Genomic DNA, 16,378 nt, shown 5'->3' on the forward strand with positions numbered 1-16,378 from the left:
GTCACCTCCAGGCCGACCCACACAGTGGACTCTGTGACCCAGTCGTGCACAATGGGGGTGTCATGACAGAAAACAGCACGTCAGAGGCCGTTTTTAGCGACACTGCGTCATATCGCGGTCGTGTGCGGTCCCACCTGCCCGAAGACCATCCCCTGCAGCGCTCGAGAGCCGATCACGGCACCGCCGACGCGCCCCTGCTGGCCCGTTACCGAGGGGTCGCCACCGATGCGCCGCCGAGCGTGTGGTTCATGCGACAGGCCGGCCGCTCCCTGCCCGAGTACCGCAAGCTGCGCGAGGGCACCACCATGCTGGACTCGTGCCTGATCCCGGAGATGGCCGCGGAGATCACAGTGCAGCCCGTGCGCCGCCACCGGGTGGATGCCGGCATCTTCTTCTCCGACATCGTGGTGCCGATGCGCCTGGCCGGCCTGGAGGTGGAGATCAGGCCCGGCGTGGGCCCCGTGTTCGCCCGCCCGGTGCGCACCGAGGCCGATGTGGATGCTCTGCCGGTGCTGGACGATTCCTTCGAGGAGGCCCTGGAGCCGATCCGTGAGGCCGTGCGCCTCACCGTCGCCGAGCTGGGCTCCACCCCGTTGATCGGTTTCGCCGGCGCCCCCTTCACCGTGGCCTCCTACCTGGTCGAGGGTGCCCCCAGCCGAGACCACCTGGCCGCCCGCGCTCTGATGCGCTCGCGGCCCGAGGTGTGGGAGCGCCTGGCCACCTGGGTGGCCGAGGCCTCCGGTCGCTTCCTGCGCGCCCAGGTGCTGGCCGGCGCCTCCGCCGTGCAGCAGTTCGACTCCTGGGCCGGGTCCCTTTCCGAGCAGACCTACCGCGCTGGCGCCCTCCCCTACTCCCGCGCCCTGTTCGAGCACGTGGCTGACCTGCCGGTGCCGCGGGTGCACTTCGGGGTGGGCGCCGCGCACCTGCTGACCCCGATGCACGAGGCCGGCGCTACCGTGATGGGCGTGGACCACCGCATCACCCTGGCCGAGGCGGCCCGCATCCTGCCCGCGGGAACCCCCCTGCAGGGCAACATCGACCCGGCCGTGCTGTTCACCGACGAGGCGGTGCGCTTCGCCGAGGCCGATGCGGTGCTGGCCTCCGGCGCCGCGGCGAGCGGCCACGTGGTGAACCTGGGGCACGGCGTGCCCCCGGAAACCGACCCGCAGGTGCTCACCGACCTGGTGGCCTACTTGCACGAACAGACCGCAGCTGCCTGCAGTGCGCCCTCCGCCCACGGCGACGCGCCAGCCACCATCGGGGCCGCTGGATGAAGTCACCCGAGCGCACGATCGTGATCGGCGGCGGCATCGCGGGCCTGCTGGCCGCCCGCCGCCACGCCCTCGCGGGCCGGCAGGTCACGCTGCTGGAGGCCGATGAGGTCACCGGCGGTGCGATCGCCGCGCAGACCGTGGGCGGGATCGAGATCAACACTGGGGCCGAGGCCTGGTCCGTGGGCAACGGCGCCGTGGAGGCACTGGTGGCGGAACTCGGCATGGCCGATCGGGTGGTCTCCCCCGTCACCGGCCGCGGCAGCCGACTGGTCTCCGCCGCCGGCGTGCACATCGCCCCTCCCGGCGGGATGTTCGGCATCCCCGCCAGTCCGCTGTCCCGCCAGACCCGCCAGGTGCTCGGCACCGTCGGGGCGCTGCGCGCCTGGGCGGAGCGGTTCCTGCCCGCCGGCTTCGGGCTGCGCGAGGGCGTGACCATCGGTGATTACGTGCGCCGCCGCATGGGTCGGCGCGTGGTGGACCGTCTGGTGGCGCCCCTGGTGGGCGGGGTGCATTCCGCCGACCCGTACTCCCTGGAGCTCGCCGCGACCCTGCCGCGCCTGCCCGATGCGGTGCGGGAGACCGGTTCCCTGGCCGCCGCGGTGCGGTTGCTGCGCCCGGACACCACCCGGTCCTCCGGTCGCGGAGCGGGCACGGCCGTGCGGGCGCTCGCCCCCACCATGGCCGATCTGCCCCGGGCCCTCGAGGCGCAGCTGCGCGAGCGGGGCGCCGAGGTGCTCACTTCCACCGCCGCCCTCTCGGTCGCACGGGAGGACGGTGGCACCTGGCAGGTCACTGCGAGCACCACTGACGAGGGCAGCACCGCAGTGCACCTGGAGGCAGAGCACCTGGTGCTGGCCTGCCCTCCCGATGCCACCGCCACCCTGCTGAAGCAGATCGCCCCCGTTCTCGCCGCAGCGATCCCCTCTGCGCCCGCAGTGCCGGTGCGCCTGGTGGCGCTGGTGATCGAGGCCCCCGCGCTGGATGCGGCCCCGTCAGGCACCGGTGCCCTGGTCGCGGCCGGCACCCCCGGGGTGCGGGCCAAGGCCCTCACCCACGCCACCGCCAAGTGGGAGCACGTGCGCCGCGCTGCCGACGGCCTGCACGTAGTGCGCCTGAGCTACGGCCGCCCCGGCGAGGAGCTGCCGGAGGACGACTCCCACGGCCCCCACGGCACCGAGGGGGCGATCGTGGACCTGGCCCTCACCGACGCCTCTGTGATCCTGGGCACCGACCTGGACCGCACCCAGCTGCGCGCCGCCCGCGTGATCACCTGGCAGCGCGCCATGCGCCGGCCCGGCCCCGGCCACCGCGAGGCCCTCGCACGCATCAGCGAGCTGCTCGATGAGGATCCCCGCCTCGAACTGGTGGGGTCCTGGAGAGCAGGCACCGGCATCGACGCGATCGTGCGGGCCGATGCCCGCGCCGCGGCCGAGACCGCATCGGTGCCACCTCCGGCCGAGAGCTCGTCGGCACCTGTCCCGTCAGCGCCCGCCCCGTCAACACCTCCCCCGAGCCCTGAACCCGAACCGACACCTTCCACCGACCCCACCCAGGAGGACCGCCCATGACCACCCAGCACCCCGCCCCCGCCCAGCCCGACGCCCAGTCCAGCCCGGACGCGCAGAGCGCCGGTGAGGAGATCACCCGCTACACCTCCTACACCGTGTTCCGCCGCCTGGGCGGCCTGGCCACCGAGGGCGAGGCCAGCCCCGAGCAGCTCACCGCCACCGTCGAGGAGACCATCGCCCTGATCGAGGCCGACGGCTGCGAGGTGCTGGGCTTCTACGACGTCTCCGGCTTCCGCGCCGAGGCCGACCTGATGATGTGGCTGGCAGCCGATGAGCCCGAGGCCCTGCAGGCTGGGCTGCGCACCCTGGAGAACTCCCTTGCCGGCACCCTGCTGCACCGCGAGTGGGCCGCCGTGGGTGTGCACCGCATGGCCGAGTTCACCCGGTCCCACGTCCCCTCCTTCATGACCAAGGGCCGCGGCCGCAAGCAGTGGATCTGCGTGTACCCCTTCGTGCGCTCCTACGAGTGGTACCTGCTGGAGGAGGAGGAGCGTCGCCGCATGCTCATCGAGCACGGCAAGCTGGGCCGCGACTTCCCGCAGGTCAACGCCAACACCGTCGCCTCCTTCGCGCTCGGCGACTACGAGTGGCTGCTGTCGTTCGAGGCTGATGACCTGCACGACCTGGTGGACATGATGCGTCACCTGCGCTACTCCGATGCCCGCCTGCACGTGCGCGAGGAGCTGCCGTTCCACACCGGCCGACGCCTTGAGTCCGCCGCCGACATCGCCGCCCTGCTGGCCTGAACCCCTCAGCCCGGCGGCACCCTCGCCGCCGGACCGACCCGCCCCTGGAAGGACCCCCGTGACCACCACCCCTGACACCACCGCTGGCCCCGAGAACGCCGTCGGCCCCGAGGCTGCTGGCCCTGATGCTGCCCCCGAGGCCACCGAGCTGCCCCTGCCGCGCGAGGTGGACCGCGACTCCGACACCCACACCCGCCGCGGTGAGCAACGCGAGTTCGACGCGATCCTGTTCTCCTCCTTCGGCGGGCCTGACGGCCAGGACGACGTGATCCCGTTCCTGCGCAACGTCACCCGTGGCCGTGGCATCCCCGACGAGCGCCTCGAGGAGGTCTCCGGTCACTACCGGGCGCTCGGCGGCCGCAGCCCCATCACCGAGCAGAACCGCGCCATGATCGCCTCGCTGCAGGTGGAGCTGGCCGCCCGTGGCATCGACCTGCCGGTGTACTTCGGCAACCGCAACTGGGAGCCGTACAACGCCGAGGCGGTGCGCGCCCTGCACGCCGACGGTCGTCGTCACGCCCTGGGCCTGGTGACCAGTGCGTTCTCCAGCTACTCCTCGTGCCGTCAGTACCGCGAGGACTTCGCGATGGTGCTAGAGGAGACGGGCCTGGTCGGCGAGGTCACGATCGACAAGGTGCGCGTGTACTTCAACCACCCCGGGTTCCTGGACCCGGTGGCCGACGGCCTGGGCGAGGCCCTGGGCCGCCTCACCGAGGCCGGGCACGATGTGGACCGCATCGCGGTGCTGTTCTCCACCCACTCGGTGCCGCTGACCATGGCGGAGGCCTCCGGACCCCAGGAGACCCGGGTGGAGGGCTCCGGCGGCTGGTACGTGGCCCAGCACCTGGCGGCCTGCCGCTACGTGATGGAGCAGCTGGACGACACCATGCCGCAGCTGCCGGACTGGCAGCTGGTGTACCAGTCCCGCTCCGGCGCCCCGCACATCCCGTGGCTGGAGCCCGACGTCAACGACGTGATCGAGGAGATCGCCGCCCAGAAGAGCGCTGACGCGGTGGTGGTGGTGCCGATCGGCTTCGTCACCGACCACGTCGAGGTGATCTGGGACCTGGACACCGAGGCGAAGGAGACCGCCGCGGAGCAGGGCCTGGCGTTCGAACGGGTCGCCACCTCCGGCACCGACCCGCGGTTCATCAAGGCCCTGGCCGATCTGGTCCAGGAGCGCCTGGACCCGGCGTTCCCCCGCCAGGAGGTCACCGACTTCGGCCCCACCCCCGACGTGTGCGGGGCGAACTGCTGCGTGGGCCGGCTGTGCCGGCCCACCACCAGCGGCGTGGACTCCGACCAGGACGTGCAGCGGGCCCGGGAGGCACGGGAGAAGGAACAGGCGGACGCCTCGTGACCCCCGATCCTGCCGCCGCCCCCGAACCTGCGACCACCGCCGATACGGGCACGCTGCGCCTGGGGACCCGGGCCTCAGCCCTGGCCCTGGCCCAGTCCGGTCAGGCCGGGCGGGCCCTGGCGGCCGGCGCCGGCCGGGCCGTGGAACTGGTGCACGTGCGCACCACCGGTGACGTGGACCGCCGGCCGCTCACCCAGATCGGCGGCACCGGCGTGTTCGTCACCGCAGTGCGGCAGGCCCTGCTGGACGGCGAGGTGGACGTGGTGGTCCACTCCTGCAAGGACCTCCCCACCGCCCCGGCCGACGGCATCACCATGGCCTGCATCCCCGCCCGGGAGGACCCGCGCGATGCCCTGGTGGCCCGCGACGGCCTCACCCTGCAGACACTGCCCGAGGGGGCACGGGTGGGCACCGGCTCGCCCCGGCGCGCCGCCCAGCTGCTGCGCGCCCGCCCCGACCTGGACGTGGTCTCGATCCGCGGCAACATCGACACCCGCATCAACCGGGCCCTCGGCCCCGAGGCGGATCTCGACGCGGTGGTGTTAGCCGCCTCCGGCCTGCACCGCGCGGACCGTGCCGAGGTGATCTCCGAGCTGCTGGGGACCGACGTGATGCTCCCGGCGCCCGCCCAGGGTGCCCTGGCCATCGAGTGCCGCACCGAGGACCTGGCACCCGGTGGCCCGCGCGCGTGGCTGGCCGAGGCGCTGGCCGCCCATGATGATGCCCCCACCCGCGCTGCGGTCACCGCCGAACGGGCCCTGCTGCGGGCACTGGAGGCAGGCTGCAGCGCCCCGGTGGCCGCGTATGCCACGGTGGACGGGGCGGAGCTGGAGCTGAGAGCGCTGGCGATCACGCCCGACGGCTCCCAAGTGATCGAGGGATCCAGGGAGGGGAGCTTCGATGCCGCCGGCGAGCTCGGCAACGCTCTTGCCCAGGACCTGTTGGACCAGGGCGCCCGGGACCTGCTGGATCAGGCAGCCGAGGCGCCGAACCAGGTGTGATGACGACCCCGACGCCTGCATCAGCACCGCACGCCGCCCCCTCGTACAGGGGTGCGGCGCGGGTGCTGCTGCCCCGGCCCGCCGGCCGCGGTGGGAACCTGACGTCACTGCTGCAGGAAGCGGGCCTCATGGTGGAGCACCATCCCTTCGTGGAGCTGCGCCTGCACGAGGACGCTCCGCTGCGCGACGCTGCCCGCGACCTGGCGGCGGGAGAGTTCGAGCACCTGGTGCTCACCAGCCCCCGGGCCGTGGACGCCCTTCTCGCAGGTGGCAGCGGGCTGGTCATCCCCCCCGGGGTCATCGTCACCGTGGTGGGAGAGGGGACGGCGAGCGCCCTGCGTTCCGCCGGCCGGCAGCCGGATAGGATCGCGAGCGGCTCCGGGGCGGCGCTGGTCGGCGAGTTCCCCGCCGCTGCGTCACCCGGCACCCGGGTGCTGTTCCCGTCCTCCGCGGCTGCTGCGCCCACCGTCCCCGAGGGCCTTGCGGCCAAGGGCTACCAGGTAGCCCAGGTCGTCGCCTACTCCCCTCACCCCGCGGACCTGGACCCCCAGGTCACAGACTCCCTCCGCACCGGCGGGTACGCAGCCGTGGTGCTCACCAGTTCGATGATCGCCCGGATCGCCGCACAGATCGGCGTCCACCCCAGCACCCGCGTGATCACCATCGGCGATCCCACCACCGCGCAGGCCCGCACCGCCGGCCTCACCGTGCACCGGCAGGCCGACGCCCCCACCGACCGCGCCCTGGCCGAGGCTGTCCTGGCCGTCCTTGCCGACCCCGGTCCCGCCGGTCCCGAGCCCGCCGATCCCGAGCCTGCCGATCCCGAACCTGCTGAACCCGATTCCTCTGCCCCCGATCCCGAGGAGGATCCCTCATGAGCCCCGAGCCCTTCACCCCTGTGATCCGCCCCCGCCGCCTGCGCACCACCCCGGCGATGCGCTCCCTGGTGCGCGAGCACACCCTGCGCCCCGCGGACCTGGTGCTGCCGATGTTCGTGCGCGAGGGCATCACCGAGGAGCAGCCGATCTCCTCCATGCCCGGCGTGCTCCAGCACACCGAGGACTCCCTGGTACGCGCCGCCACCGAGGCCACCGAACGCGGGGTGGGCGGGCTGATGCTGTTCGGTGTGCCCGAGCACAAGGACTCCGTCGGCTCCGGTGCCACCGACCCGGGCGGGGTGCTGAACCGGGCTCTGGCGCGCCTGCGCCGCGAGCTGGGCGATGCCACCGTGATCATGGCGGATCTGTGCCTGGACGAGTTCACCGACCACGGCCACTGCGGTGTGCTCGATGCCGAGGGGAGGGTCGACAACGACGCCACCCTGGTGCGCTACCGGGATATGGCCCTCGCTCAGGCGGAGGCCGGCGCCCACCTGCTGGGGCCCTCGGGGATGATGGACGGCCAGGTCGCTGCGATCCGTGACGTGCTGGATGCTGCCGGGCACCTGGACGTGGGGCTGTATGCGTACACCGCGAAGTACGCCTCGGCGTTCTTCGGTCCGTTCCGGGAGGCCGTGGGCTCCTCCCTCAGCGGTGACCGCCGCACCTACCAGCAGGATCCCGCCAACGGCCGCGAGGCCCTGCGGGAGCTGGAGCTGGACGTGGCCGAGGGAGCGGACCTGGTGATGGTCAAGCCCGGCCTGCCCTACCTCGACGTCCTGGCCGAGGTCGCCGCCGCCTCCCCCGTCCCGGTGGGCGCCTACCAGGTCTCCGGCGAGTACGCGATGGTGGAAGCCGCCGCGGCCAACGGCTGGATCGACCGTGACAAGGTGATCCTGGAGTCCCTGCTGGCCTTCCGCCGCGCCGGCGCCACCACCGTGCTGACCTACTGGGCCAGCGAGGTGGCCGGCTGGTACCGGGACGGCCTGCCCGCCCACTTGCGCGAGTTCCTCTGATCCTGCCCCGTCGGCCACCCCGAACCGACCAAGCACGCACGCCTGAACGCCCTCGAGAAAGGCACCCGATGTCGAACGCTTCTGACCCCCGCACCCCCGCTCCCACCTCCGCCGAGCTGTTCGAGCGGGCCCGCAAGGTGATCCCCTCCGGTGTGAACTCCCCGGTGCGCGCCTTCGGCTCGGTGGGCGGGAACCCCCCGTTCATCGTCTCGGCCTCCGGTGCACTGCTGCGTGACGCGGACGGCCGCGAGTACGTGGACATGGTGGGCTCCTGGGGCCCGATGATCCTGGGCCACGCGAACCCCTCCGTGGTCGAGGCCGTGCGCGAGGCCGCCGGCAAGGGCCTCAGCTTCGGCGCCCCGCAGCCCGGTGAGGTGCTGCTGGCCGAGGAGCTCACCAGCCGGGTGCGGCCGCTGGAGCAGATCCGCCTGGTCAACTCCGGTACCGAGGCCACCATGAGCGCGCTGCGCCTGGCCCGTGCCGCCACCGGCCGTGACGTGGTGGTGAAGTTCGCCGGCTGCTACCACGGGCACGTGGACGCGTTGCTGGCCGAGGCCGGCAGCGGGGTCGCCACCTTCGCCCTGCCGGGATCGGCCGGCGTCACCGCCGCCACCGCGAAGGACACCGTGGTGCTGCCCTACGGCGACCGGGAGGCGCTCACCGAGCTGTTCTCCCAGCGCGGCGGGGAGATCGCCGCGATCATCACCGAGGCCGCCCCGGCGAACATGGGCGTCGTGCCCCCGCCCGCGGAGGACGGCACCGGCTTCAACCGCTTCCTGGCCGATACCGCGCACGCGGCCGGGGCCCTGCTGATCTCCGACGAGGTGCTCACCGGGTTCCGCGCCAGCGCTGAGGGCCAGTACGGCATCGACGGGGAGGGCTGGGAGCCTGACCTGATGACCTTCGGCAAGGTGATCGGCGGCGGCCTGCCCGTGGGCGCCTTCGGCGGTAAGGCCGAGCTGATGGGCCTGCTGGCTCCCGCCGGCCCCGTGTACCAGGCGGGCACCCTGTCGGGGAACCCGCTGGCCACCGCCGCGGGCCTGGCCACCCTGGCAGGGCTCGACGACGCCGCCTACGAGACCATCTCGCGGGCATCGCTCGCGGTGCAGGAGGCCGTGGCCTCGGCCCTGGCGGACGCGGGCGTGCCCCACGTGGTGCAGTCCACCGGCACCCTGTTCTCGGTGTTCTTCCGCGATCAGCCGGTGCACACCTACGAGGATGCGAAGGACCAGAACACCGAGGCGTTCACCCGCTTCTTCCACTCCCTGCTGGAGCAGGGCGTGCACCTGCCGCCCAGTGCCTTCGAGGCATGGTTCCTCTCCACCGCCCACACCGATCAGGTGCTGGACCGGCTGTTCGAGGCGCTGCCCGCCGCGGCGAAGGCCGCCGCACAGGGCTGATCAGGGAGGAACGACCTTTCAGATCACTCCCCCTGGCGGGCCACGTCCTCCACGGCGGCGACCGTCTGCCGCACCCGTGCCACCAACGGATCAGCGGGGCCGTGCTCGCGCTGGGCATCCTTGAGCAGCTCGTCGGCCTGGTAGAAGGCGTCCTCGAGGTGCCCGGCAGCAGCGGTCGCCTCCGCCAGCTCGCAGCGCAGTTCGATGGCCTGGGCCGTGGTGGCCTCCTCGCCCTTCTCCAGCAGGTTCAGCAGCGCAAGGGTCGCATCGTGGACCCGCTGGGCGGGGGTGCTCATGGATCAACTCCCGGTCGATGGTCGGTCAGGCCTGGCAACGATCCTACGGGCGGGCACAATGGCGGGGACGAGACCGTGGCGAACCGGAGGACCCATGAACGACGCAGCCGACAAGCCGGTGCTGGTGCCCAGCCCCGCAGGTGAGGGACGAGAGCTGATCGCGCGACTGCGCGAGCTGGGCCACGAGGTGGACCACGCGCCTTTCCTCGACCTGCGCATGAACCGCGACAGCGACACGAAGCATGCTGTGGCCGCGCTGATGGAGGGCCGCTTCACCCAGCTGGTGCTGGACTGCCCCCGGGCGGTGGACGTGCTGCTCTCCTACGCCGACAACCACGATGACGAGAACGCCGAAGGGGACCTCACAGCGGAGCACGGCTCCCCCGGTCACACCGGCCGGCCCAGGCTCGCACTCCCGCACGGGATGGAGGTCACCGCGGTGGGCGCCGATACCGCTGCGGCCCTGCAGGAGGTGGGCATCGAGCCGGCCCTCACCATCCCGCCGTTCGACACTGCTCCGGCGGCCCACCGCGCCCCGGCGCCCGGGACCGACACACCCCGCGCCGCCGCGGGCGTCCCCGCCGCGCAGGAGACCGGAGCGGGCCTGCTGCTGATCACCTCGGCCGCCACGCCCGTGTCGATCACCCGTGCGCTGCAGGAGAGCGGGTACGCGGTCACGCGGGTGAACGGCTACCGACCGGTGCCGGTGAGCCTGGACTCCCAGGTGGTGCGGGACCTGCGGCTGGCCGGCTACGCGGCGGTCGCACTGCCGTCCACGCTCCTCGCGGATCTGGCCGGGCACCTGGGCATCCATCGCGACATCCAGGTGGTCGCCATGCATGACGCCGCCACCACTGCCGCCGAGGCCCGGTCCCTGGTGGTCCACGGCCAGGCCACCGAGCCCACCGGTGCGGCACTGGCCGAGGCGATCCACCGGGCCGTGGCCGGGAGCTGAGACCGCTCCCGGCCGGTGCCGGGTCAGATCGCCAGCGTGTCCACGACGATCCGGTCGCCGCCCTCGCACACGGCCGCGGTGGTGATCACCAGGCGGTCGGCGGTCACCGGAGATTTGGTGTGGGTCTCGTCGGCGGTGAACGTCTTCCCCAGCAGGATCCAGTCCGTGGGGCACTGGCCCACCTGCTCCTGCAGCGGGCCCATCAGCACACCGCTAATCACGCTGTCGTCGGCCCGGGTGCCGGCCGGTTCGTTCATCGTGCTGGTGCCCTCACCGGTGAGCACCTCGCCATCACCTCCGCCGTCGGAGGCAGTGGCCGCGGAGGCCCTGTCGATCATCTCGGCCACGTGCTCCTCCCCCACCACGACCACCGCCTGCCACCAGTAGTCGTCCGGAGTGGGTACGGGGACCCGGTCGTAGGGGTCGGTGAAGCGACCGTCCAGGGAGATCCCGCCCGTAACCTGCAGCTGCGGGAGCTTCGCGGTGATCGCCGCAGGATCTTCGGTGACTTCGGCCGGTGTGTACCAGCGATGGGTGACCGCGTCCTGCACCGGGGCGCTCGGATCGGCTGTCGGCTGCCGCTGCTCGGTGCCGATCCCCGTCACGCATCCGGTCAGTACCAGCGCTCCGGCCACTGCGAGCACTGCAGCTCCACCCTTGATGCGCATCCGTCCCCACTCCCCTCGGTCCCTGTCCACCGCGCTCAGGGTAGCGCTGAGCCCGCATCGTGCGCGGACCTCCGCACGCCCAGGAACGACCGGGACACGCGAGTACGCTGGGCGGGCGATGGAGATCAACCCTTATGACGCCCGTCTGCGGATGCTGCAGCAGATGGACGGCGTGCAGATGCAGCGCGAAGCCGCGCCCGACGACGAGACGGCCGGCTGCCCCGGCTGCCCGTACTTCTGGACCTGCCCGGTGCCCCACAAGGGCGAGAAGGTTCACGACCCCCAGGAGATCGAGCTGGAGGACGTGGCCGATCAGCTCACCACCCGCGGCACCTACCGCCCCCGGGACGAGAGCGACATCGGCTGGACCGATGTGTGGATCGAGGACGACGACGCCGACCCGGACGCAGATGAGTTCCAGCAGATTCGAGGGAGACCATGACGCACCTGAATCGCTCAGCCGGCTCCCGTGGCCCCGTACCGCTGCCGACGCGTCGGGGTCTCGCACTCTCCGCGGTGGGCATCACAGCCCTCGCGGCCTGCACCCCCTGGCGCGATGAGGAGGATTCGGTGACGACATCAGAGGGAACCTGTCACCCCGCTGCGGAAGCACCCCCGGGCGCGAGCCCCTAGGGAGGGTTCCAGATCTCTCCTGACCAGCTCGTCTCACCGAACGGACTGGCCCTCGCGCCGGACTCGTCGCTCCTCGCCGCAGGTCTGGAGCACACAGCCCCGGACTCCATCTCCGTGGAGGACTGGGGCACGGCGATCTGGGACACAGCGTCGGGAGAGCTCCTCACGGTGACAGGCAACCATCGTCGAGGCCCGCTGGCATGGCACCCCTCGGGCGACATGCTCGCTGCCGCAGGGCGGTCCCAGATCGACATCCTGGGCAGGGACGGCGCACGGCAGTGGACTCTCACCGGGCACTCCCTCGGCAAGGACGAGGACCGCAGGATCGTCGACCTCGCATTCAGCCCCGACGGGGCTCTCCTGGCCTCGCTCAGCACCGAGCGGACCGTGCGCCTATGGCGAATCCGGGAAGGGGCGTGCGAGGCCGCTCAGGTGATCGACCTGGGTGACCTCATGCCGGCGTCGCTGTCCTTCTCGCCGGACGGCACCGAGCTGGCCGTCGCTGGAGCCACGGGCCCTGTGCAGATCTGGTCGGTCAACGATGTCGAGCGCATCCGCACTGTCGAGGCGCCGGAGGGGTCGCCGCTGGGCGTGGCCCACCTGTCCGACGGCTCCCTGGTGATCAGCAGCTATGAACCCGCTGCACTGGCGGTGGTGGACTCCTCGGGTGCCGTGCGCGCGCGGCCTTCGCCCGCGGCTGCGCGCCCGTACGGCCTCAGCGTCTCCCCCGAGGACGTCGTCGCTGTTTCCGGCGAGTCCGACGACACCGTGACCGTGTGGGACGTGCACGGTGGGCAGCACAGGGACCTGCCCCCGGCACGGGGGTCGGCCTACCGCGTGCAGTGGGCTCACGACGGCTCCGCGCTGTACGTGGTGAGCTGGACTTTCGGGGTGCTGCGCTGGGACGGCACGCAGTGGTCACGCCTGCAGATGCCTTGACGTCGGCGACGATCTCTGTTCCCGCCGCCGCAGCTGACCCCTGCCATCCCGGCCCTGCACCGTCCCGCGACGGGCTGCTGACGCAATGAGTGGACGCCAGTGGCTGTTCTCGGCAAGGAGAACAGCCACTGGGGTCCACTCACGGAGGGCAGACCGATACGACCCCGGCTACGCCAGACAGCGCATCCCCCGGGCCAGACGGCGGATCTGCCTGCTCAGACCCGGGGACCGTGCAGCTCGATCGCCATCTCGTAATAGCGCAGCAGGTCGTCCGAGGCGTTCTCCCAGGAGAACTTCTCGGCCTCTGCCCGGGCGGCGGTGCGGATCCGGGAGCGCAGGTCCGTATCGGCCAGGCGCTCCAGTGCCCGGTCCAGGCTGGCCTCGTCACCGGAGTCGAACAGCAGCCCGTTCTCCCCGTCGGTGACCTGCTCCAAGGTGGGGCCGGAGCGGGCGGCGACCACGGGTAGGCCGGAGGCCATGCCCTCCAGGATCACCAGGCCCAGGGTCTCGGTGACCGAGGGGAACACGAAGGCGTCCGAGCTGGCGAAGGCACTGGCCAGCTCCTCGCCCTCCATGAACCCGGGGAACACGGTGGAGGTGCCGGCGAACATCTCCTCCAGCTCACGCCGGAACGGGCCGTCGCCCACGATGGCCAGGGCCACGTCGTCGCGCCGGTCCATCATCGGTCGCAGCCGGTGGATCTCCTTCTCCGCAGCCAGACGCCCCACGAACACCAGCAGCTTCTTCTCCGGGCGCCCCTGGGTGAGACGCTCGCGCATGGCATCGGAGGCGAAGCGGGGATGGAAGGTCTCGGTGTCCACGCCGCGGCGCACCACGTGCAGGTTGTGGATGCCCTGCTCGGAGAGCTCCTGCTTCATGCTCTCGGAGGTGGCGAGGTTGACGTCGGCCAGCGCGTGGTTGCGCTTGATCTGCCACCACACGGGCCGCTTGCCCCATCGGTAGGCCTTGTACAGGTCCAGGTAGCGGGGGATGTGGGTGTGGTAGCTGGCCACCAGCGGGATCCGCTGCCGGTGGGCGGCGTAGGCCCCGGAGGAGGCCAGCAGGATCGGCTGGGCGGCGTGGACCACGTCGGGATGGAACCCGCGGATGATGCCGTCCACCGTGGGGGTGGGCAGGGTGAACCGACGGTGCTTGTAGAACGGGAGGGTGACCGGCCGGATGCCCACCACCCGGGCACCGTGGTGCTCGGTGACGCCCAGGTCGGGGGCGATCACCATCACCTCGTGCCCCTGGTCGGTGAACCGCTCGACGGCGTGGCGAAGCCTGGTCACCACGCCGTCGACCGACGGCAGGAACGTCTCCGTGACGATCGCGATCTTCACGGACGCGGCGTCACTTCCAGGTGACGGTGGGCAGCACCAGCTCGCGCTTGACGCGATCGGTGTTGTTCTGGGCCACCTTGAGCACCTCGGTGAGGTGCTCGTCGGTCAGCAGGTGCGGCTCCAGGCCCAGGTCCAACAGGTTGGTGTTGACCGCGTTGTAGTAGTGGTCGTACTTCTCCACGCGCGGGTTCTCCAGGTGGTCGATGGCCACCTCGGTGCCGAGGTCCTTGGCGACCTTCTGCACCTTCTCCGCCAGCTCCTGCACCGAGAACTGCTCGGTGAACTGGTTGAACACGCGGAACTCGCCGCGGTCGGCGGGGTTCTCGCAGGCGATCTCGATGCAGCGCACGGTGTCCTGGATATTCAAGTAGCCGCGGGTCTGGGAGCCGTTGCCGTACACGGTGAGGTCGTGGCCGATGGCCGCCTGGATGATGAACCGGTTCAGGGCGGTGCCGAACACGGCGTCGTAGTCGAAGCGGTTGACCAGGCGGGGGTCCAGCCGCGTCTCCTCGGTCTCCAGTCCGTACACCACGCCCTGGTTGAGGTCGGTGGCGCGGATGCCCCAGATGCGGCAGGCGAACATGATGTTGTCGCTGTCGTGCACCTTGGTGAGGTGGTAGAACGAGCCGGGCTGCTTGGGGAACGGCAGGCGGTCCTTGCGGCCCTTGTGCTCGATCTCGATCCAGCCCTCCTCGATGTCGATGTTGGGCTGGCCGTACTCGCCCATGGTGCCCAGCTTCACCAGGTGGCAGTCCGGCGCGTAGTCCTTGATCGCCCACAGGACGTTCAGGGTGCCCTCGACGTTGTTGCGGTGGTTCTCGATCGCGTGCTCGCGGTCGATCATCGAGTAGGGGGCGCTGCGGTGCTCAGCGAAGTGCACGAACGCCTCGGGCTGCAGGTCCTGGAACAGGCCCGCCACGGTGTCGTAGTCGGTGAGGTCACCGATGACCACGGCGATCTCCTTGCCGGAGACCTCCTTCCACGCGGCCACGCGCTCCTCCAGCGGCAGGATCGGGGTGACGGAGTTGGAGCCGAGCTCGTCGTCGATCTCGCGGCGCACCAGGTTGTCCACGATGGTGACCTCGTGCCCCTTCTGCGAGAGGTACAGGGCAGTGGGCCAACCGCAGAATCCGTCTCCGCCGGCGACGACGATCTTCATCTCTCGAGTCCTCCAAGGTTCGTGATCCGGCCATGAAACGGACACGCGGCCGGGATTGTCTTTCGGCGTGCCCACTCATAACGTAGTGCAGGTCGGGTGCGGCTCAAAGATGACGGACACCCGGGTGAACAGCGGAGGAACGGGCCATGACCCACGTGCAGACTGACAGCGGTTCGACGGCCGGGACTCCCGCAGCGGCACTCACCATAGCCCCCGATCCTGCACCTCCCTCGGACCCTCCACCGGCACCGCGGCCCACGCCGCGCCCCCTGCCTGATACCACCGGGCGCCTACTGGTGATGGGGATCGTGAACCGCACCCCCGATTCCTTCTTCGACCAGGGCGTCTCCTACGATCTGCCGGCCGCGGTGGCCGCCGGGATCGCCGCCGCCGCTGACGGGGCCGACATCATCGACGTGGGCGGCGTGAGGTTCGCCCCCGGGGGCCCGCTGCCGGTGGACCAGGAGCTCGACCGAGTGGTCCCGGTGGTGGAGGCGCTGCGGGCACAGCTGCCGGAGGTGCTGCTGTCGGTGGACACCTTCCATGCCGAGGTCGCTGCCGCGGCCATCTCGGCGGGGGCCGACATCATCAACGACACCACCGGCCTGTCCGATCCCCGCATGGTGGATGTCGTCGCCCAGGGCGGTGCCAGCGTGATCCTGTGCCACTCGCTGGCACGACCGAGGGAGCCGTACCGCTTCCCGCAGTACGAGGACGTGGTGGAGGAGGTGCGGGAGTACCTGGCCGCACGGATCGAGCGCGCCCTGGAGGCCGGCATCACCAAGGACCGCATCGTGATCGACCCCGGGCCCGACCTCAACAAGACCACCGAGCAGACCCTGGAGCTGATGCGCGGTTGGCGTGCCTACACCTCCCTGGGGCTGCCCACCCTGGCTGCCCTGTCCCGCAAGGACGTGATCGGGGAGACCTTGGGCCTGCCGCCGGAGGAGCGCCTGGAGGGGTCCCTGGCCGCGGCCGCATGGGCGATGAACCGGGGGGCGCGGATCCTACGGGTGCACGACGTGCGCGCCACCGTGCGGATGTGCCGCATGTTCGAGGTGCTGGCCGGATGGCGCGAGCCGGCCGGCCCGTTCGTCCACAACGTCTGAGTGGACCGGCCGGGGCACCTCGGGCGCCGACGG

The 16,378-nt window shown here is 71.5% G+C and carries 16 protein-coding genes; 12 read left to right on the forward strand and 4 right to left on the reverse strand.

Annotated elements, in window-relative coordinates; genetic code table 11:
- The first annotated feature begins 62 nt into the window (after nt 1-62).
- From hemE to hemL, 8 genes are all read left to right on the forward strand, one after another.
- On the forward strand, nt 63-1,274 hold the full coding sequence (gene hemE, locus JOD52_RS13970) for a uroporphyrinogen decarboxylase (protein ID WP_239551911.1): 1,212 nt from the start codon (nt 63-65) through the stop codon (nt 1,272-1,274).
- The gene (gene hemG / locus JOD52_RS13975; RefSeq protein WP_204410618.1) at nt 1,271-2,842 is read left to right on the forward strand and encodes a protoporphyrinogen oxidase; all 1,572 of its coding nucleotides are present in this window, start codon (nt 1,271-1,273) and stop codon (nt 2,840-2,842) included. The genes hemE and hemG overlap by 4 nt, the downstream gene beginning before the upstream one ends.
- A complete protein-coding gene (hemQ, locus tag JOD52_RS13980) occupies nt 2,839-3,588 on the forward strand; it encodes a hydrogen peroxide-dependent heme synthase (protein WP_204410620.1) in 750 nt (249 codons plus the stop codon). Before hemG ends, hemQ begins: the two co-directional genes overlap by 4 nt.
- Before the next feature lie 58 nt (nt 3,589-3,646).
- Entirely contained in the window at nt 3,647-4,948 is a 1,302-nt protein-coding gene (locus JOD52_RS13985; protein ID WP_376983429.1) for a ferrochelatase, read from the forward strand.
- Nucleotides 4,945-5,949 carry a hydroxymethylbilane synthase gene (gene hemC / locus JOD52_RS13990; RefSeq protein WP_204410622.1) on the forward strand — a complete coding sequence of 335 codons (1,005 nt, stop codon included), beginning with the start codon at nt 4,945-4,947 and terminating at the stop codon, nt 5,947-5,949. Before JOD52_RS13985 ends, hemC begins: the two co-directional genes overlap by 4 nt.
- Nucleotides 5,949-6,827, forward strand: a complete 879-nt coding sequence (locus JOD52_RS13995) for a uroporphyrinogen-III synthase (RefSeq protein ID WP_083871728.1) — start codon at nt 5,949-5,951, stop codon at nt 6,825-6,827. The genes hemC and JOD52_RS13995 overlap by 1 nt, the downstream gene beginning before the upstream one ends.
- Complete coding sequence (hemB, locus tag JOD52_RS14000; protein WP_204410623.1) at nt 6,824-7,843, forward strand: porphobilinogen synthase; 1,020 nt, start codon at nt 6,824-6,826, stop codon at nt 7,841-7,843. Before JOD52_RS13995 ends, hemB begins: the two co-directional genes overlap by 4 nt.
- A 68-nt stretch (nt 7,844-7,911) precedes the next feature.
- Nucleotides 7,912-9,243 (forward strand): glutamate-1-semialdehyde 2,1-aminomutase, encoded by a 1,332-nt coding sequence (hemL, locus tag JOD52_RS14005; protein ID WP_204410625.1) that lies wholly within the window; start codon nt 7,912-7,914, stop codon nt 9,241-9,243.
- Nucleotides 9,244-9,266: 23 nt separating this feature from the next.
- Here the strand turns inward: hemL and JOD52_RS14010 are convergent, their stop codons facing one another.
- Nucleotides 9,267-9,539 (reverse strand): hypothetical protein, encoded by a 273-nt coding sequence (locus JOD52_RS14010; protein ID WP_017823223.1) that lies wholly within the window; start codon nt 9,537-9,539, stop codon nt 9,267-9,269.
- A gap of 94 nt (nt 9,540-9,633) precedes the next feature.
- Between JOD52_RS14010 and JOD52_RS14015 the strand changes: the two genes are divergently transcribed.
- Entirely contained in the window at nt 9,634-10,494 is an 861-nt protein-coding gene (locus JOD52_RS14015; RefSeq protein ID WP_204410627.1) for a uroporphyrinogen-III synthase, read from the forward strand.
- Between the two features lie 23 nt (nt 10,495-10,517).
- Here JOD52_RS14015 and JOD52_RS14020 read toward each other — a convergent pair whose 3' ends face one another.
- Entirely contained in the window at nt 10,518-11,192 is a 675-nt protein-coding gene (locus JOD52_RS14020; protein ID WP_204410629.1) for a hypothetical protein, read from the reverse strand.
- Between the two features lie 88 nt (nt 11,193-11,280).
- On the opposite strand from JOD52_RS14020, the gene JOD52_RS14025 reads away from it, so the two are divergent.
- Together JOD52_RS14025 and JOD52_RS14030 are read left to right on the forward strand one after the other, a co-directional pair.
- A complete protein-coding gene (locus JOD52_RS14025) occupies nt 11,281-11,604 on the forward strand; it encodes a hypothetical protein (RefSeq protein ID WP_017823220.1) in 324 nt (107 codons plus the stop codon).
- A 359-nt stretch (nt 11,605-11,963) separates the two neighbouring features.
- A complete protein-coding gene (locus tag JOD52_RS14030; RefSeq protein ID WP_204410631.1) occupies nt 11,964-12,734 on the forward strand; it encodes a WD40 domain-containing protein in 771 nt (256 codons plus the stop codon).
- A 215-nt stretch (nt 12,735-12,949) separates the two neighbouring features.
- On the opposite strand, the gene JOD52_RS14035 is transcribed toward JOD52_RS14030, so the two are convergent.
- Both JOD52_RS14035 and JOD52_RS14040 read right to left on the reverse strand, forming a co-directional pair.
- Nucleotides 12,950-14,077, reverse strand: coding sequence for a glycosyltransferase (locus JOD52_RS14035; protein ID WP_204410633.1), 1,128 nt, complete (start codon nt 14,075-14,077; stop codon nt 12,950-12,952).
- 10 nt (nt 14,078-14,087) lie between these two features.
- The gene (locus JOD52_RS14040) at nt 14,088-15,236 is read right to left on the reverse strand and encodes an NAD-dependent epimerase/dehydratase family protein (RefSeq protein ID WP_204410635.1); all 1,149 of its coding nucleotides are present in this window, start codon (nt 15,234-15,236) and stop codon (nt 14,088-14,090) included.
- Between the two features lie 146 nt (nt 15,237-15,382).
- On the opposite strand from JOD52_RS14040, the gene folP reads away from it, so the two are divergent.
- Nucleotides 15,383-16,345 carry a dihydropteroate synthase gene (folP, locus tag JOD52_RS14045; RefSeq protein ID WP_204410636.1) on the forward strand — a complete coding sequence of 321 codons (963 nt, stop codon included), beginning with the start codon at nt 15,383-15,385 and terminating at the stop codon, nt 16,343-16,345.
- Nucleotides 16,346-16,378: the final 33 nt, after the last annotated feature.

Origin of the sequence: Brachybacterium muris (assembly GCF_016907455.1) — a bacterium.
GTDB lineage: Bacteria > Actinomycetota > Actinomycetes > Actinomycetales > Dermabacteraceae > Brachybacterium > Brachybacterium muris.

What these genes read in the sequence shown, in the direction of transcription:
- hemE (WP_239551911.1), top strand. Translation starts at nt 63, where the DNA reads ATGACAGAAAACAGCACGTCAGAGGCCGTTTTTAGCGACACTGCGTCA.
- hemG (WP_204410618.1), top strand. Translation starts at nt 1,271, where the DNA reads ATGAAGTCACCCGAGCGCACGATCGTGATCGGCGGCGGCATCGCGGGC.
- hemQ (WP_204410620.1), top strand. Translation starts at nt 2,839, where the DNA reads ATGACCACCCAGCACCCCGCCCCCGCCCAGCCCGACGCCCAGTCCAGC.
- JOD52_RS13995 (WP_083871728.1), top strand. Translation starts at nt 5,949, where the DNA reads ATGACGACCCCGACGCCTGCATCAGCACCGCACGCCGCCCCCTCGTAC.
- hemB (WP_204410623.1), top strand. Translation starts at nt 6,824, where the DNA reads ATGAGCCCCGAGCCCTTCACCCCTGTGATCCGCCCCCGCCGCCTGCGC.
- hemL (WP_204410625.1), top strand. Translation starts at nt 7,912, where the DNA reads ATGTCGAACGCTTCTGACCCCCGCACCCCCGCTCCCACCTCCGCCGAG.
- JOD52_RS14010 (WP_017823223.1), bottom strand. Translation starts at nt 9,539, where the DNA reads ATGAGCACCCCCGCCCAGCGGGTCCACGATGCGACCCTTGCGCTGCTG.
- JOD52_RS14015 (WP_204410627.1), top strand. Translation starts at nt 9,634, where the DNA reads ATGAACGACGCAGCCGACAAGCCGGTGCTGGTGCCCAGCCCCGCAGGT.
- JOD52_RS14025 (WP_017823220.1), top strand. Translation starts at nt 11,281, where the DNA reads ATGGAGATCAACCCTTATGACGCCCGTCTGCGGATGCTGCAGCAGATG.
- JOD52_RS14040 (WP_204410635.1), bottom strand. Translation starts at nt 15,236, where the DNA reads ATGAAGATCGTCGTCGCCGGCGGAGACGGATTCTGCGGTTGGCCCACT.
- folP (WP_204410636.1), top strand. Translation starts at nt 15,383, where the DNA reads ATGACCCACGTGCAGACTGACAGCGGTTCGACGGCCGGGACTCCCGCA.